This is a genomic window from Microbacterium algihabitans (genome assembly GCF_032464975.1).
Lineage (GTDB): Bacteria > Actinomycetota > Actinomycetes > Actinomycetales > Microbacteriaceae > Microbacterium > Microbacterium algihabitans.
In genome coordinates this window covers 308,518-324,862 of the sequence record NZ_JAWDIU010000003.1, presented here as the reverse complement: position 1 = coordinate 324,862, position 16,345 = coordinate 308,518, and the positions used below count along the sequence as shown (strand labels likewise).

16 protein-coding genes are annotated in these 16,345 nt (G+C 71.0%); 8 read left to right on the top strand and 8 right to left on the bottom strand.

Features of this window, described 5'->3' with window-relative positions:
* The gene (locus RWH43_RS11230) at positions 1 to 618 is read right to left on the bottom strand and encodes a histidine phosphatase family protein (protein WP_144832266.1); all 618 of its coding nucleotides are present in this window, start codon (positions 616 to 618) and stop codon (positions 1 to 3) included.
* A 280-nt stretch (positions 619 to 898) separates the two neighbouring features.
* Here RWH43_RS11230 and RWH43_RS11225 point away from each other — a divergent pair, with 280 nt between their 5' ends.
* Positions 899 to 2,284 (top strand): HNH endonuclease signature motif containing protein, encoded by a 1,386-nt coding sequence (locus tag RWH43_RS11225; protein WP_144832269.1) that lies wholly within the window; start codon positions 899 to 901, stop codon positions 2,282 to 2,284.
* Positions 2,285 to 2,336: 52 nt separating this feature from the next.
* Positions 2,337 to 3,158 (top strand): Cof-type HAD-IIB family hydrolase, encoded by an 822-nt coding sequence (locus RWH43_RS11220; RefSeq protein ID WP_316001513.1) that lies wholly within the window; start codon positions 2,337 to 2,339, stop codon positions 3,156 to 3,158.
* Between the two features lie 6 nt (positions 3,159 to 3,164).
* Here the strand turns inward: RWH43_RS11220 and RWH43_RS11215 are convergent, their stop codons facing one another.
* Complete coding sequence (locus tag RWH43_RS11215) at positions 3,165 to 4,379, bottom strand: trans-sulfuration enzyme family protein (protein WP_316001512.1); 1,215 nt, start codon at positions 4,377 to 4,379, stop codon at positions 3,165 to 3,167.
* A 107-nt stretch (positions 4,380 to 4,486) separates the two neighbouring features.
* Here RWH43_RS11215 and RWH43_RS11210 point away from each other — a divergent pair, with 107 nt between their 5' ends.
* Positions 4,487 to 4,930 carry an Lrp/AsnC family transcriptional regulator gene (locus tag RWH43_RS11210; protein ID WP_144832275.1) on the top strand — a complete coding sequence of 148 codons (444 nt, stop codon included), beginning with the start codon at positions 4,487 to 4,489 and terminating at the stop codon, positions 4,928 to 4,930.
* A gap of 87 nt (positions 4,931 to 5,017) precedes the next feature.
* Here RWH43_RS11210 and RWH43_RS11205 read toward each other — a convergent pair whose 3' ends face one another.
* Positions 5,018 to 6,409, bottom strand: coding sequence for an aldehyde dehydrogenase family protein (locus RWH43_RS11205; RefSeq protein ID WP_316001511.1), 1,392 nt, complete (start codon positions 6,407 to 6,409; stop codon positions 5,018 to 5,020).
* Positions 6,406 to 7,461 carry a homoserine dehydrogenase gene (locus RWH43_RS11200; RefSeq protein WP_316001510.1) on the bottom strand — a complete coding sequence of 352 codons (1,056 nt, stop codon included), beginning with the start codon at positions 7,459 to 7,461 and terminating at the stop codon, positions 6,406 to 6,408. Before RWH43_RS11200 ends, RWH43_RS11205 begins: the two co-directional genes overlap by 4 nt.
* Positions 7,462 to 7,726: 265 nt before the next feature.
* Between RWH43_RS11200 and RWH43_RS11195 the strand changes: the two genes are divergently transcribed.
* Together RWH43_RS11195 and RWH43_RS11190 are read left to right on the top strand one after the other, a co-directional pair.
* Entirely contained in the window at positions 7,727 to 9,196 is a 1,470-nt protein-coding gene (locus RWH43_RS11195) for an amino acid permease (protein ID WP_437127388.1), read from the top strand.
* Positions 9,196 to 9,954: an IclR family transcriptional regulator domain-containing protein gene (locus tag RWH43_RS11190; protein ID WP_316001509.1), complete on the top strand. Its 759-nt coding sequence runs from the start codon at positions 9,196 to 9,198 to the stop codon at positions 9,952 to 9,954. Before RWH43_RS11195 ends, RWH43_RS11190 begins: the two co-directional genes overlap by 1 nt.
* Here RWH43_RS11190 and RWH43_RS11185 read toward each other — a convergent pair.
* Positions 9,951 to 10,742 (bottom strand): IclR family transcriptional regulator, encoded by a 792-nt coding sequence (locus RWH43_RS11185; RefSeq protein ID WP_316001508.1) that lies wholly within the window; start codon positions 10,740 to 10,742, stop codon positions 9,951 to 9,953. The genes RWH43_RS11190 and RWH43_RS11185 overlap by 4 nt on opposite strands.
* A 114-nt stretch (positions 10,743 to 10,856) precedes the next feature.
* Between RWH43_RS11185 and RWH43_RS11180 the strand changes: the two genes are divergently transcribed.
* Entirely contained in the window at positions 10,857 to 12,311 is a 1,455-nt protein-coding gene (locus RWH43_RS11180) for an amino acid permease (protein ID WP_316001507.1), read from the top strand.
* Between the two features lie 108 nt (positions 12,312 to 12,419).
* Positions 12,420 to 13,745 (top strand): flavin monoamine oxidase family protein, encoded by a 1,326-nt coding sequence (locus RWH43_RS11175; protein WP_316001506.1) that lies wholly within the window; start codon positions 12,420 to 12,422, stop codon positions 13,743 to 13,745.
* A gap of 244 nt (positions 13,746 to 13,989) precedes the next feature.
* Here RWH43_RS11175 and RWH43_RS11170 read toward each other — a convergent pair whose 3' ends face one another.
* On the bottom strand, positions 13,990 to 14,850 hold the full coding sequence (locus tag RWH43_RS11170; RefSeq protein ID WP_316001505.1) for a sulfurtransferase: 861 nt from the start codon (positions 14,848 to 14,850) through the stop codon (positions 13,990 to 13,992).
* 4 nt (positions 14,851 to 14,854) lie between these two features.
* On the bottom strand, positions 14,855 to 15,355 hold the full coding sequence (locus tag RWH43_RS11165) for a DUF4188 domain-containing protein (protein ID WP_144832303.1): 501 nt from the start codon (positions 15,353 to 15,355) through the stop codon (positions 14,855 to 14,857).
* Positions 15,356 to 15,425: 70 nt separating this feature from the next.
* Between RWH43_RS11165 and RWH43_RS11160 the strand changes: the two genes are divergently transcribed.
* Positions 15,426 to 16,037, top strand: a complete 612-nt coding sequence (locus RWH43_RS11160) for a MerR family transcriptional regulator (protein WP_316001504.1) — start codon at positions 15,426 to 15,428, stop codon at positions 16,035 to 16,037.
* On the opposite strand, the gene RWH43_RS11155 is transcribed toward RWH43_RS11160, so the two are convergent.
* Positions 16,034 to 16,324: a DUF4287 domain-containing protein gene (locus RWH43_RS11155; RefSeq protein ID WP_144832308.1), complete on the bottom strand. Its 291-nt coding sequence runs from the start codon at positions 16,322 to 16,324 to the stop codon at positions 16,034 to 16,036. The genes RWH43_RS11160 and RWH43_RS11155 overlap by 4 nt on opposite strands.
* Positions 16,325 to 16,345: the final 21 nt, after the last annotated feature.

Below are 16,345 nucleotides of genomic sequence, written 5' to 3'. Positions count from 1 at the left end.
TCAGCGGCCCCGCACGTGGTTCCACTGCGTGATGACCTCGGTGCCGTGCTCGAAGCCGAGCTCGCTGACCGCGGAGGTGCCGAGCACGAAATAGCGACCGCCCGCTGCGGTCAGGCCGAGCCAGGTTCCCGCGAGGGCGCGGAGGAAGTGCCCGTGCGAGAACAGCAGCACCTGCTGGCCGGCGCGCACGCGGGGGCGCAGCTCGGAGAGCAGCGCTTCGGCCCGTGCCGTGACCTGCGCGACGGACTCGCCCGGCGTCTCGCCGGCGGGCGTGCCGTCCCAGATGGTCCAGGGATGGCCGAGCTGCTCGATGATCTCGGGGGTCGTGAGGCCCTCGTATGCGCCGTAGTCCCATTCGACGAGGCGCTTCTCGGGCTGGGCATCCGGATAGCCCGCTCGGGCGGCGGTCTCGACCGCGCGCTGCAGGGGACTCGTGAGCACGAGGTCGTAGCGGCGGGTGGCCAGCAGGGTGCCGGCGAGCTCGGCCTTGTAGGCACCGGTCTCGGTGAGCGGAATGTCGGTGAGTCCCGTGTGCTTGCCGGAGCGGCTCCACGCCGTCTCGCCGTGGCGCACGAGCACGATGCGCCCGTCGGGTTCGGTCAGCTCTTCATCCTTCACCCGTCCATCCTTCCGCGCCGCGGGCCTGTCGGCATCCCGAGACGGACGAAGGGCCGGTCGGGAGATTCCCGACCGGCCCTTTCCTGCACCAGAGTGTCCTGCAATCACATGTCGGTAGCTGCCACAGCAAAACAACTACCGTGCGAGCACTCTATAACGGTGAGATAACGGAAGGGAAGATGTGTCCGTGACACTTTCGTTATTCATAGGTTTCGGCGGCCGGTGCCCCCCGGCCCCGGCTCCGCGGGGCGATGTCGGAGGTCCTCGTTAGCATGCAGACATGCCACCCGAGACGCCCTCGACGCCCCCGCCAGACGGGCCACGCACCCGTCACGCGCTCGTGGCCGAGGCGCTCGCCGCCGATGCGGCTTTCGCGGCGGCAGAGGCTCGGCGTACCCGCGCCTACGCGGCGCTCGGGCAGTTCGGCGTCGACGCGAACGCAGAGCGAACGTCGGTGCGCGCGGCCGATATGGCGCTGCGCGAGATCGCGTCGGAGGTCGCAGCGGCGCAGCGCCTCTCCGACCGCACGGTGCAGGCGCACATCGGGCGCGCGATGCTGATGGTCGACGACTTCCCGGCCACCCTCCAGGCTTGGGGTGAGGGGGCGCTCACGCGGGCGCACGTGCGGGCGATCGCCGACATCGGCGCCGCACTCCCCGAAGAGCGCCGCACCGAGTTCGACGCCCTCGCGGTGGGGCTCGCGCCGCGACTGAGCCCGGGGCGCCTGCGCTCGCGCCTCGCCGCCGTGGCCGAGAAGCTGCAGCCGACGACGCTCACCGAGCGGCATCAGCGAGGTCGCGAGACGCGCTGTGTGCGAGTGGTCCCCGGTGTCGACGGCATGTCCGACCTCATCGCGACCCTCCCCACGGTGCTGGCCGTCGGAATCTACGACCGGCTGACCCAGCAGAGCAGGGTGGTGATCGACGCGCGCAGTGGGGGCGCCCTCGCGACCCCGGGCGTGACGGGTCCGGATGCCGTGACGGCAGCCACCGGCGCATCCGCGGCCACGACCGATGAACGCACCACCGCGCAGTTGCGCGCCGACATCCTCGCCGACCTGCTGCTCGCCGCCGCTCCGGTCTCCGACCCCACGGTCTCGGGCGACGGACCGGGGGCGCTCGGGGCGATCCGCGCGCGCGTGCAAGTGGTCGTCCCCGCTCTGTCGGTGGTGCGGCCGGGGGAAGAGGGCCTCGATCCCGCCGAGCTCGTCGGGCACGGACCGATCGACATCGACACGGCTCGCCGCATCGCCGAGGCGACGTCGATGCCGTGGGATCGCGTGATCACCCACCCCGTCACCGGCGCTGTCCTGATGACCGACACGTACCAGCGCACCGCGGCGATCGACCGGCACCTCCGTGCCCGCGATCGCCGGTGCCGGTGGCCCGGGTGCGTGGTCCCCGCTGTTCGATGCGAGGTCGATCACACCGTCGACTGGGCTCTGGGCGGCACGACCGACGTCGCGAACCTCGCCCATCTGTGCCAGCGACATCACTCGCAGAAGCAGTTCACCCGCTGGAAGGTCCGACAGCGCGCCGGCGGGGTGCTCGAGTGGACCTCTCCGTCCGGTCGGGTCTACGCCGACGAGCCTCTGCCGTACTCGCCGGCGGTGCGGTTCCTCCCGGATGATCCGTCGCCGCCGGAAGACGAGGCGGCACCGTTCTGAGGGAACGACAGGGCTGAGCCTCGCCGTTCACCTTCGCCTGAAAGAATGAACCGTGCCTCACGACATCCGCCTGATCGCCGTCGACATGGACGGCACCCTCCTCGACGGAGACGGCAAGGTCCCCGCGGGGCTGTGGGACGTGCTCCCGCGCCTCGCGGCTCGCGACGTCTCGTTCGTCCCCGCGTCCGGCCGGCAGCTGGCGGCGCTGCGACGCGAGTTCGGCGCGGCGGCCGACGGCATGACCTTCATCGCCGAGAACGGCGCGTACGTCGTGCGCGAGGGTGTCGAGGTGGCATCCGCGGTCTTCTCCCGTGACGAGATCGAGCGGGTCATCCTGCGGTTGCGCGCGCTGATCGCGCAGGGCTACGACCTCGGGGTCGTGCTGTGCGGCAAGCGCTCCGCCTACATCGAGCGGGCGGACGCCGCCTTCCGCACGAACGCCGAGGCGTACTACGCCGCTCTCGAGACGGTCGACGACCTGCTCGCCGCCGACGACGACGTGCTGAAGATCGCCGTGTACGACTTCGCGATCGCCGAGCACAGCGTCGGGCCCGCTCTCGACGACCTCACCGACACGCTCCGCGTCGTCGTGTCGGCGCGTCACTGGGTCGACATCATGCAGCCCGGCGTCGACAAGGGCACGGCGCTCCGGAGCCTGCAGAACGCCCTCGGAGTCGCGCCGGCGCAGACGGCGGCCTTCGGCGACTACCTGAACGACCTCGAGATGATGGATGCCGCGGACTGGTCGTTCGCGATGGACAACGCCCATCCCGAGGTGGTGGCGCGTGCGCGGCACCGCGCGCCCTCGCACCTCGACCACGGCGTGGTCACGACGATCGAGGCGCTGTTCCCCGAATTCGGCCCCGAGGGCTGACGAGATTCAGCGGGTCACCGCGTCGAGCGCGGCCGCGAGATCGGCGAGCAGGTCGTCGGCGTCTTCGAGGCCGACCGACAGGCGCAGGTGGCCGTAGCGGCGGAACTCCTCGGGGTACGTCGCGGTGCGCGGTCCCTCGGCGGCGGTGTGCACGATGAGGCTGTCGTCGTGCCCGAGCGAGAAGCCCGAGGTGATGAGACGCAGCTGCGCGACGAAGCGGTTCTGCAGGTCGGGGTCGCCGTCGAGGGCGAAGGCCATCATGCCGCCGAAGCTTCCGCTGAAGCCGTCGCCCCCGAACTGTCGGGCCGCGAGCTCGTGCTGCGGGTGCGAGGCGAGGCCGGGGTAGGCCACGAACGCGACCCGCGGATCGGCGTCGAGGAACGCGGCGACACGGGCCGCCGAGGCGAAGTGCTGGCGCAGGCGCAGCGGCAGGGTCACCGAGCCGCGCTGGATCATCCACGCGTTGAACGGCGAGATGATCCCGCCCACGTCGACCATGGCGTCGGCCTTGATCGGCTCGATGAGGTCGGTGCGCCCGATGACCGCGCCGCCCATCGCGTCGCCGTGACCGTTGATGAACTTGGTGAGCGAGTGCACGACGAGGTCGGCGCCGTCGGCGAGCGGGCGATAGAACGGGGGAGGCGTGAAGGTCGAGTCGACCATGAGGATCGCCCCGCCGGCGTGGGCGATCTCGGCGAGGAGGGCGATGTCGGCGACCTTGGTGGTCGGGTTGGCGATGGCCTCGACGCACACGAGCACCGTCTCGGGCCGCATCGCCTGGCGAACGGCATCCGGATCCGTCACGTCGACGAAGGTCGCCTCGATGCCGTATCGGCGGGGGAGCAGCTCGGTCCACAGGCGCCAGGTCGCTTCGTAGACGACGTCGCTGACCACGACGTGGTCGCCCGCGCGCACGTGCGTGAAGAACACGGCGTGGAGGGCGGCGACTCCGGATGCCAGGGCCACGGCGTCTTCGCCGTGCTCGAGGGCCGCGAGTTTGCGCTCGAGGGCGAGCTGATTGACGCCGGTGTTGCGGGTGTAGAGGCCGGGGGCCGTGGCCGACCAGCTGATCTCGCTCGGATCGTCGGGCAGGGCGAAGGAGTTCGCCATGACGAGGGGTGTGCGCAGGGCCTTCGTGCTGTCGAGCTCGATGCCGCCGTGGACGGCGAGGCTCGCGTCGGACAGGCTGTCGGCGAGGGTGCGATCGGGACGGGTCGTCATGTCGCGGTCCTTTCTGCGTCTCGGCGCGTGACGCCGGCGATGTTCTCGGCTACCCTAACGTGCAATATGAGCATCGCATAGTGCTCTATATGCACACAGGGAGAACCATGGTCCGACCGCGGACGGATGCCGTCGACGAGCGGATCCTCACCGAACTGCAGGCCGACGCCCGCATCCCGCTCGTCACGCTCGCCGCGCGTGTGCACCTCTCACGCAACGCCGTGAAGCAGCGCATGGAACGGATGGAGCGCGACGGCCTGATCGCCGGGTACACGCTCGCGCGCCCCCGCGTCGACGACGGCCGTGTGACCGCGATCGTGCTGGTCTACCGCGCCGACCGCATGCGCGGGGCCGGGGTGATCACCGAGCTGACGCGCATCCCCGAGGTCGTGCAGTGCGACATCCTCTCGGGGCAGTTCGACCTGCTCGTGACGATCCGCGCCGAATCGATGGAGAGGATCGGGCAGATCTGGGAGCGCATCGCCGCCCTCCCCGAGGTCTCCGACACCGTGACGTCGGTCTCGCTCACCCGGGTGATCGACAGGGCGTGATCGCCGGCGTGTGACCGGCGGGGCGCGACCGACGGGCGTGCGGATGCCGCGGCCCCCTCTCGTGGCGGGAGCCGCGGCATCCGTCGATCATGCGTTGATGCACACGACCTTGGGCTGGGTCATCTCCTCGTAAGCGAAGCGGACTCCTTCGCGACCCATGCTCCCGAACTTGGCTCCGCCGAACGGCATGCTGTCGACGCGGTAATCGGAGGAGTCGTTGATCATCACGCCCCCGGCTTCGAGGCGATCGGCGACGCGCAGCGCGCGCCCCAGGTCGCGGGTGAAGGTGCCGGCGTGCAACGCGTACTCGATGTCGTTCGCCTGGGCGACGGCATCGTCTTCGTCGTCGAACGGGGCGAGCACGACCACGGGGGCGAAGGCCTCGTCGGCCCACAGCTCGCACGACAGCGGCACGCCCTCGACGACGGTGGGGGAGTAGACCGACCCCTCGAGGCGGTGCCCCACGAGCACGCGGGCGCCGGCGCGCACCGCGTCATCGACCACGCGCTGGGCGGTCAGCGCGGCGGCGGGCGTGATCACGGGCCCCACGTCGGTGGCTTCGTCGGCGGGGTCGCCCGCGCGCAGGGCCGCCGCCGCGTCGACGAACAGCGCGCGGAAGGCCTCGAAGATCCCGCGCTGCACGAGGATGCGCTGAGCTCCCACGCAGTTCTGCCCGGCGGCCCAGAACGCCCCCGACACGCACGCCTCCACGGCCTGCGGCACATCGGCGTCGTCGAAGACGATCACCGGCGCGTTGCCGCCGAGTTCCATCGCGAGGCGCTTCAGCCCCGCTCCGCGCGCGATGGCCTCGCCCGTGGCGAAGCCGCCGGTGAACGACACCATGCGCACCTCGCGCGCGGCGACGAGTGCTGCGGCGACCTCGCGATCACCGTGCACGACGGTCACGATCTCATCGGGAAGGCCCGCCTCGATCAGGATGCCGACGAGGAACTCGGCCATGAGCGGGGTGTACGGCGACGGCTTCAGCACCACGGCGTTGCCGCCGGCGAGGGCCGGGCCGAGCTTGTGCGCGACGAGGTTGAGGGCGTCGTTGTAGGGCGTGATGGCCACAACGATGCCCAGCGGCTCGCGGGTGAACCATCCCTTGCGGTTCTCCGATCCCTCGAACGCGTCGAACGGGATGACCTCGCCCGTCGCCGAGCGGGCGGTCTCGGCCGACAGCGACAGGGTCGTCACCGCGCGGCGCACCTCTTTGCGGGCCTGCCGGATCGTCTTGCCGGCCTCGCGCACGATCAGGGCGCTCGCGGCGTCGGAGCGCTCGCGCAGCAGGGCGGCCGCGCGCTCGAGGACGCCGTGACGGGCGAAGCGCGAGAGTCCGCGTGAGAGCTCCGCGCCGACGCGGGCCCGGGCGAGGACCGCGGGCACATCGTCGACGGGAGTGAGGGCGACGTGCCCGACGACGGTGTCGTCGAAGGGGTTGCGCACCTCGAGCGACGAGGAGGGGGCCGCGATCGTCATCGCTTCGCCTCGGCGGTGCGCGAGACGCGGGCGTCGATCTCGATGATGTCCGACAGCAGGGCGTACGCGGTCTCCACGCGGCCGGCGCCGGGGCCGCTGACCGTGACGGTTCCGAGCAGGTCGGTGTCGAACGACACCGCGTTGGTCGGCCCGCTGATGCCGGCGAGGGGGTGGGTGAGAGGAAGGGCCATGGGCTCCACGCGGGCGTCGATCGAACCGTCGGCGCGACGCTCGGCCGAGCCGATGAGCTTGAAGCGCAGACCCCGGGCCGCGGCATCCGCGATATCGGCGGGCGTGAGGTCGGTGATGCCGGTGCAGGAGACGTCGGCGGGGGTGATGCGGGCGCCCAGCACCTCGTTGGCGAGGATCACGACCTTCAGGCGCACGTCGGACCCCTCGATGTCGGCCGAGGGGTCGGCCTCGGCGTATCCGAGGGTCTGCGCTTCGGCGACGGCGGTGGCCAGGTCCATTCCCGCTTCCATCTGCCCGAGCACGTAGTTGCTCGTGCCGTTGAGGATGCCGCGCACGGCGTCGATGCGCAGTCCCTGCAGGGTAGATGCCGCGAAGCGCAGCAACGGGGTGCCGCTGACGACCGACCCTTCGTACGCGAAGTGCACGCCGTGGGCGGCGGCGACGGCGTTCAGCTCGGTGCCGGCGAGGGCGACGGGACCCTTGTTGGTGGTGGTGACGCTCTTGCCGGCCTCGAGCGCGAGGCGCACGTGCGAGACGCCGGGCTCTCCGTCGTGGGGGTTGGTGAAGGTCGCCTCCACGACGATGTCGGCGCTCGTCTCGCGGATGACCTCGGCGTTGCGCGGGGCGGCCGCGCCCCCGGGCCATGCGGCGAAGATGTCGTCGGCTCCGAGCGCGAACACCGCGTCGAGGTCGATGCCCTCGTCCTGCACGAGCGAGCCGAGGCGCAGGTCGGTGATGGCGACCACGCGCAGGGCGAAGCCGAGTTCTTCGGCCAGCTCGTCTCCGCGGGTGCGGATGAGGTCGGCCAGCGCGCGGTTGACGCCGCCGAAGCCGATGAGGGCGAGATCGTGACGGTTCATGGTGCTCCTCGGGAGGGGTGCGGAAGGGACTGTGACGATCGTGCGACGACGTCACGGCACCGCGCCCCTGTCGTTCGGGCGCTGGCGGATGCCGTTGCGTCGGTGTCGCGGACGGATCGTCCGTTCGTCGCGAATGCGTCGCCGGCTCTTGAGCGGGGGTGGGGTGCACGCTAAGGTCCGTGGAAACATGTGCGAAATGAACACGGTGCAGTGTTCATCCAGCACGAACTGCGATCCGCTCCCTCCTCTTCGAATGCGAGAAGCCATGACCAGATCCACCGACCCCGCCACCCTGCCCAACTCCCTGCCGCAGACGGTCGCCACGCAGGTGCCGCTGCGCCGCCTGCAGCGCTCCATGGATGCCCGCCACCTCGTGATGATCGCGCTGGGCGGCGTGATCGGGTCGGGGCTGTTCCTCAGTTCCGGCTACACGATCAACCAGGCCGGGCCCCTCGGCGCGGTGATCGCCTACCTGATCGGCGCGTTCGTGGTGTACCTGGTCATGGCGTGCCTGGGCGAGCTCGCCGTCGCCTACCCGGTGTCGGGGGCGTTCCACATCTACGCGGCGCGGGCGATCAACCCCGCGACCGGGTTCACGACGGCCTGGCTGTACTGGCTCTGCTGGGTCGTCGCCCTCGGCTCGGAGTTCACCGCCGCCGGCATCCTCATGCAGAGGTGGTTCCCCGGCGTGCCGGTGTGGGTGTGGTGCCTCGTGTTCGCGGGCGTGCTGTTCGGGCTCAACGCGATCTCGGCACGAGTGTTCGGCGAGACGGAGTTCTGGTTCTCGCTCATCAAGGTCGTCGCGATCGTGGCGCTCATCGTTCTCGGCACCGCCGCCGTCTTCGGTTTCACCCCGCTGTCGAGCGAGCACCCCGGCGCCGTGCTCTTCAGCAACTTCGTCACCCCCGACGGTCTGTTCCCCACCGGCGTCGCGGGCGTGCTCATGACCTCGCTCGCGGTGTTCTACGCCTTCAGCGGCTCCGAGCTCATCGGAGTCGCGGCGGGTGAGACGAAAGACCCCGCGCGCAACATCCCGAAGGCTCTGCGCTCGACCGTGCTGCGTCTGCTGGTGCTCTTCGTCGGCTCCATCACCGTCATCGCCGCGATCCTCCCCTACGAGCAGGCGGGGCTGACCTCGAGCCCGTTCGTCGACGTCTTCCAGTACGTGGGCGTCCCCTTCGCCGGCGACATCATGAACTTCGTCATCATCACCGCGCTCCTCTCGGCCGGCAACAGCGGCCTGTTCTCGTGCGCCCGCATGCTCTTCTCCCTCGCCGAGGAGGGGCACGCCCCGCGATCGTTCGCGAAGCTCACCCGTCGCGGCATCCCGATCGTCGCCCTCAGCGTCAGCATGGCCATCGGCCTGGTGTCGCTGGTGTCGAGCGTGATCGCGGCCGAGACCGTCTACCTCGTGCTCGTCTCGATCGCGGGCTTCGCCGTCGTGGCGGTGTGGATGTCGATCGTCGCGGCGCACTTCTTCCACCGACGGGCCTTCGTCCGCGGCGGCGGCGACGTGAAGACGCTCGCCTATCACGCCCCGTTCTACCCGGTCGTGCCGATCCTCGCCTTCGTGCTACTGCTGGCCTCGATCGTGGCGATCGCGTTCGACCCGAACCAGGTCGCGGCGCTGTACTTCGGCATCCCGTTCGTGGTGGCGTGCTACCTGTTCTTCCGGTGGCGGTACGGTCGTCGAGGAGCCACCCCCACCGAGACGCCCTCGACCGAAAGACGCTGATGACCGCGCCCGCCTCGCTGACGCAGGGACTGTCGCTGCTCACCGCGGCCGTCGAACGCGAGCGCTCGGGTCGCCCGGGCCTCGCGCTCGCGCGGCTCGCGGAGGCGGCGGGCGTCGAACGCAGCAGGGCTTCGCGCGTGACGCAGGAGCTGCGGCGCCTCGACTTCGTCGAGCGCGACGCGGCCTCGGCTCTGCGCGCGGGCCCGGCGTTCCTCCGCGCGTCGGCCGCCCGGCACGAGCCGTGGCTCCGCTCGGCCCGCGTACACCTACGCACGATGGCCGCCCAGCTCGGAATGACCGCGCGCGTCGTCGCCGCCGACGGCCAGCGCGCCCTGCTGCTGCGCATCGAGGGGGTGGAGGCGAACGGCGAGGGGACTCTGCGTCCCTCCGCCGTCGCGCCGATCTGGTGCACCGGGGCGGGGCGCGCCCTGCTCTGGGATCACTCGCGCGACGACCTCGGCGCGCTCCTCGCCGACGCGCAGTTCGTGGGCGTGGGCGGCCCGGGAGCCGCGCGCTCCGTCAACGACGTCGACGCCCTGCTGCGGCGCGACCGCGAGCGCGGGATCGTGACCGCCCACGAGGAGTACGTGGCCGGGGTCACCGATCATGCGCTGCCCGTGCGCGGGGCCGACGGGATCGTCGCGGCGGTGTCGGTGAGCGGTCCTCCCACGGGTGCGGCGCAGATGCGGCGCATCGCCGCCCTTCTCGCCGACAGTGCCGCACGCCTCAGCGCGCTCGCCGCGGGCGCGACCGACTAGCGGATGCCGCCGAGGCGCTCCGAGAGGGAGCGTGCGGCCGCGCTGCAGGCGTCGGCGATCTCGCCGGTGCGGGGCTCGAGGGCGGTGCGCGCACCGACGACCTGGACCGCGGCGATGACCTCTCCGCGGAAGTCCCACACCGGCGCGGCCACGGAGTACAACCCCGCCTCGGCCTCCTCGTCGACGATGGCGTAGCCGCGCTCGCGCGCGGCGCGCAGACGCTGCAGGAAGTCCTCGACGTCGCGCGGCGCCTGGGGCCCGGCGGCCTCGAAGCGGGTCGCGGCGAGCACGGCGCGCACCTCGTCGTCGTCGGCGTCCCACAGCACCGCCTGTCCGGCGTCGCTGCAGAAGGCGGGGTAGGCGCGGCCGATCCACGTTCCGACCATGCGAGACGAGGCGGGAATGCTCTCGACGACGGTGACGGTGGTGTCTCCGCGCAGCACGCCGAGGAACACCGCTTCGCCCGTCGACAGTGCCAGTTCGTCGAGCACCTCGATGCCCTCCGCACGCAGGCGCCGGTCGACGAGGTCTTCCGCGGCGGTGTACCACGCCCACGAGAGGCGGTACCGGCGCTGCTCGTCGCGCACGACGACGTCTTGGGCCGCGAGGGCGGTGAGGGTGCGCGAGACGTGCGAGCGGTCGCGCCCCAGGTCGCGGGCGACGTCGGTGACCGAGGCCCCGGAGCGCGTGCGGGTGAGACTCGCCAGGCTCGCGACCACGTCGAAGGCCCGGCTCACGGTCGACGTCGCGTCGGCGTCGTCGTCGGAGGTGCCGTCGGCGAGCGTCATGACCCCAGCGTAGCGAGCGGCCGCGTGCCGCTCCGCGTGCACATCGACTACTGTTTCTGCGTCGCCCGGACGCCTCGACGGCTCCGGGCTCGATCATGATTGCGAGCCCCCCCCATGAGTCGTCCCACCGGTTCGTCCGCTCCCGAGACGGCGATCCCTCAGCCAGAGCGGAGCCTCCGCCGTGCCATGAACGCCCGCCACCTGGTCATGATCGCCCTCGGTGGCGTCATCGGGTCGGGCCTCTTCCTCAGCTCGGGGTACACGATCGCCCAGGCGGGGCCGCTCGGAGCCGTGCTCGCGTACCTGCTCGGGGCCTTCGTCGTGTGGCTCGTCATGGTGTGCCTCGGCGAGCTCGCGGTGACCTACCCCGTCTCGGGCTCGATCCACATCTACGCCGCGCGCACCATGGGACCGGCGACCGGCTTCGCCACGGCGTGGCTGTACTGGCTGTGCTGGGTCGTCGCGCTGGGGTCGGAGTTCACGGCATCCGGGATCCTCATGCAGAGGTGGTTCCCGAACGTCGACGTCTGGGTGTGGTGCGTGGTCTTCGCCGCGGTGCTGTTCACCCTCAACGCCATCTCGGCGCGCGTCTTCGGCGAGACCGAGTTCTGGTTCGCCCTCATCAAGGTGCTCGCGATCGTCGCCCTCATCGTGCTGGGCGGCATGGCGATCTTCGGCTTCACGCCTCTCTCGTCCGAGCCGCACGAGGCGGTGCTGCTGAGCAACTTCGTCACGCCCGAGGGGCTTCTGCCCGCGGGTCTCGGCGGGGTGCTCATCACCTCGCTCGCGGTCTTCTACGCCTTCAGCGGGGCCGAGATCGTCGGTGTCGCCGCCGGTGAGACGAAGGACCCCGCCCGCAACATCCCCCGCGCGCTGCGCTCGACGGTGCTCCGTCTGCTCGTGCTGTTCGTCGGCTCGATCGTCGTGATCGCCGCGCTCCTGCCGTACGACAGGGCCGGCGTCAGCGAGAGCCCCTTCGTCGAGGTCTTCGACATCGTCGGGGTCCCGTACGCCGCCGACATCATGAACTTCGTCGTCATCACCGCCCTGCTCTCGGTCGGCAACAGCGGCCTGTACTCGTGCGCGCGCATGCTCTTCTCCCTCGCCGAGGAGGGATACGCGCCCCGCGCCTTCACGAAGCTCACGCGCCGCGGCATCCCGATGGTGGCCCTGCTGGTCAGTCTCGCGATCGGCCTCGTCTCGCTGATCACCAGCGTCGTCGCCGCCGAGACGGTGTACATCGTGCTCGTGTCGATCGCCGGGTTCGCGGCCGTGGCGGTGTGGATGGCCATCGTGGCCGCGCAGTTCTTCCACCGGCGCCAGTTCCTGCGCGCGGGAGGAGACCTCTCCACCCTCGCCTACCGCACGCCGATGTACCCGCTCGTGCCGATCCTCGCCTTCGTGCTGCTGACCGCGTCGATCGTGGCGATCGCCTTCGACCCCAACCAGGTCGCGGCCCTGTGGTTCGGCATCCCCTTCGTGGGACTCTGCTACCTGTACTTCTGGCTGCGTTACGGCCGCAAGGGACGGGTCCCCGAGCGTCGTGACGAGGAGGCCCCGGTCGCCTGATCGCTGTACACCGCGTCCAGTGCATCGGCGCGTGCGCGCCGGAGTGGCGGATGCCGCGAGCCCGCCGTCCTCGATAGCGTCTCGGAACCACGAGCACGCGGAGGACACATGGACCAGCTCGACACCCTCGTCGTCGGGGCCGGGATCTCCGGCCTGACGGCTGCCCGGCTGCTCGCACAGGCCGGACACCGGGTCGTGGTGCTCGAGGCGCGCGACCGCGTCGGCGGCCGGGTCTTCACCGACCGCACCGGGGGTCACGTCACCGACCGCGGCGCCTCGTGGATCCACGGCATCACCGACAGCCCGGTCGCCGCGGCGGCGCGCGCCTTCGGCATGCCGATGGTGGAATTCACGGTCGGTGGATATCAGGCCGACTCCCGCCCGCTGACGTACTTCGACGCCGAGGGGCGTCGACTCGATCGCGCCGAGGTCCGGCAATACGCCGATGACATCCGCGCCCTCAACGCCGCCCTCGTCGACATCATCGCCACCGCGGCCCCCGACGCCACCTACGGCGGGGTCGTGGAGCAGGCGCTTCAGCAGCAGGGCTGGGACGACGAGCGAACCGAGCGCGTGCGCGAGTACAACGACCGCCGCGCGCAGGAGCAGTACGGCATCGGCATGCACGGACTCGGCGCCCACGGGCTCGACGACGACACGGTCGACGGCGACGAGGTCGTCTTCCCCGAGGGCTACGACGAGCTGGCACGCCATCTCGCGGCGGGCCTCGACGTGCGGTTCCAGCACGTCGTGTCACGCGTGCGATGGAACGACGGTGGTGTCGAGGTCGAGACCGACAGGGGGACGTTCTCCGCGGCGCGGGCGGTCGTCACCGTCCCCGTCGGCGTCCTGCACGCGGGAGACGTCGTGTTCGAGCCCGCGCTTCCGGCCGGGCATCGGCGTGCGCTCGATCTGCTGCGCATGAACGCGTTCGAGAAGGTCGTGCTGCGCTTCGCCGAGCGTTTCTGGGAGGACGGGGTCTACGGCATCCGTCAGCTCGGCGACGAGGGCGAGTGGTGGCACTCCTGGTACGACCTCGGCCGCCTGCACGACGAGCCCGCTCTGCTCACCTTCGCGGCCGGGCCCGCGGCGGTCGCCACCCGCGGGTGGAGCGACGACGAGATCGTCGCCTCGACCCTCGCTCAACTGAGGCGCCTGTACGGCGACGCCGTGCCCGCGCCGACGAGCGCCCTCGTCACCCGCTGGCAGGACGACCCGTTCTCCCGCGGGTCGTACGCCTACATGCTGCCCGGATCCATCGGCGCCGACCACAACGACCTCGCCGAGCCGCTCGCCGGCGGAGCGCTGCACCTCGCGGGCGAGGCGACGTGGGGAGACGATCCCGCGACCGTCCCCGGTGCGATGCTGTCGGGGCACCGCGCCGCGCAGAACGTGCTCGGTCGCGAGATCCTCATCAGCGAACTCTGGGCGTGACTGCCCAGAACGTCCCTGAGCCTGTCGAAGGGCCCTGAGCTTCACCGAGGTCCCTGAGCCTCACCGAGGTCCCTGAGCCTGTCGAAGGGCCCTGAGCTTCACTGAGGTCCCTGAGCTTCACTGAGGTCCCTGAGCCTCACCGAGGTCCCTGAGCCTGTCGAAGGGACCGGGGCCATCGCGGGTGCTCGTGGCTTCGACAGGCTCAGCCACCCGCGACGGCGCCTCAGCCACCAACGACGGAGCCTCAGCGCGGCTCCGGCCCCGTCGCGACGGGCAGCTCCGGGTGGTTCGACCACTGGCTCCACGACCCGGCGAAGACCCGCGGCTCGAAGCCCGCGAGCGTGAGGGCGACCGCCTGGTGCGCGGCCGTCACGCCCGACCCGCAGTAGACGCCGACGCTCATGCCGTCCTCGGCTCCCAGCATCCGGAATCGCGAACGCAGCTCGTCGGGCGAGCGGAAGCGTCCGTCGTCACCGACGTTCTCGGTGGTCGGGGCGCTCACGGCGCCGGGCACGTGGCCGGCGCGCGGATCGATGGGTTCGACCTCGCCGCGATAACGTTCCCCGGCCCGGGCATCCAGCAGCAGCCCGTCGTCGGCGAACGACGCGACCTGGTCGAGCGCGAGGGTGGGCATCGCGCCGTAGGCCAGTGAGATCGAGCCGGGCGCGGGGGCCGCGGCATCCCCCTCCTCGAGGGCGAACCCGGCCTCGACCCACGCGGTCAGTGCCCCGTCGAGCAGGCGCACGTCGGCGACCCCGGCCGCGCGCAGCAGCCACCAGGCCCGAGCGCTCGACATGTTCTTCAGGTCGTCGTGCACGACGACGGTGTCGCCCTCGTCGATTCCCCACCGGCGGGCGGTCTGCTGCAGCGCCTCGATCGGGGGGAGCGGATGCCGGCCCTCGGCCGGCGCGCCGTGGGCGGCGAGGTCGTGGTCGAGGTCGACGTACTGCGCGCCCGGGATGTGCCCGGCACGGTGGTCGGGCCGCCCGTCGGGGCGGTCCAGTCGCCAGCGCACGTCGAGCACGCGGACGGGCCCGCCGTCGGCGTATCGGCCGGCGGCCAGGGCGTCGTGCAGTTCTTCGGCGGTGGTGAGGATCGCAGCCATGCCCTCAGTCTGTCGTCTCTGGGCCACGTGTTCGGCCGTCGGCCACGCGCGCGCGGGCCCGGTCGTGTCGCGAGGCGATGGGCACGGTCTCGGTCGCGCGCGGCAGGCCCATCGGCGGGGTCGCGACGTAGATCGTCTCGGCGCGCTCGACCACGTGCGTCTCGTGCCAGATGCCGACCGCCCCGGGCACCGTGCGCGCCCGCTTGTTGAAGCGCGTCCACGCCGGGCGGTGCTCCTGGGTCGGCGCCGAGGCGTAGGTGTAGAGCTTGTCGAGCGACGACCAGTACTGCACGAGGTACGGACCGCGGGCGCCGAGCAGCATCGTGAAGCCCAGCAGTCCGGAGTCGGGGTCGGTGCTCAGTTCGCGCAGCATCTTGGGCATGTCGCTCATCAGTGGCATCCACTGATCGGGCCGCCACCATTTGTTGATCGTCATTCCGATGTGGAAGACGACGAGTTCGCCGTCCCAGCGGTGGGTCATTCGTCCCGGATTGATGGATGCCATGGCTCGTCCTCACTCGATAGTGTCACTATCCAGTGTTAGATAGTAAAGCTATCGAGTCAAGGGGTGAGCAGTGCGGATCTCGGAATTGTCGGCGGAGAGCGGAGTGCCCGTCGCCACCATCAAGTACTACCTGCGCGAGAGGCTGCTGCCCGAGGGGGAGCGCACCTCGCCGACGCAGGCGAGCTACGGCATCCCGCACGTGCAGCGCCTCGGCGTCATTCGCGCGCTCGTTGACGCCGGCGTGGGGATCGCGGGGGTGCGCAAGGTGATCGGGGTGCTCGAAGAACCGCCCGAGAATCCCTATGACCTGCTCGGTGCCGCCAACGCCGCCGTGACCCCGGTGGTCGACGGCGACCTCGACCTGTCCGCGGCCACCGCCCTGCTGGAACGCATGGGCGGCTCACCCCTCGATTGCTTCCCCGACCAGCTCCGTGCCGTCGCGCATGCCCTCGCGACGCTCGATCGCGCGGGGTTCACGGTGCCCCCGTCAGTGATGGACGCCTACCTCGTCCATCTCGGCGCGATCGGCGACGCCGAGCTCGCCGCGACACCCGAGACGTCGATGGACGATGCCGTGCGTTACGTCGTGCTGGGGACGGCCCTGGTCGAGCCTCTCGTCCTCGCGCTGAGGCGGGTCGCGGAGCAGGTCGCCGCGTCGCGACGCTTCTCGGCGAGAGGTTAGGGGTTCGGGTTCGACGCCGCTCCGTCGAGCCAGAGCGTGTCGCTCTTGTCGCCGTGCGACCCGCCGCGACCGACGTGCGTGTCGTCGATCTGCGGGCCCTTCGTGATCACGTGCACGAGGGCCATGCCGTGGCCGCGCCCGAGGTCGTAGTCGTCTTTCAACCACTCGAGGATCGGGGTCGCCTTGGTGCCCGGTCCGAAACCGCGCTCTTCGGCAAGGGCGATGAACTGCCGTGGGGTGAGACCCGTCTTGGTCTCGATGTTGTCGAGGTAGGACTGGAAGGACATGACCGGAGGCTAGCGGTCTGC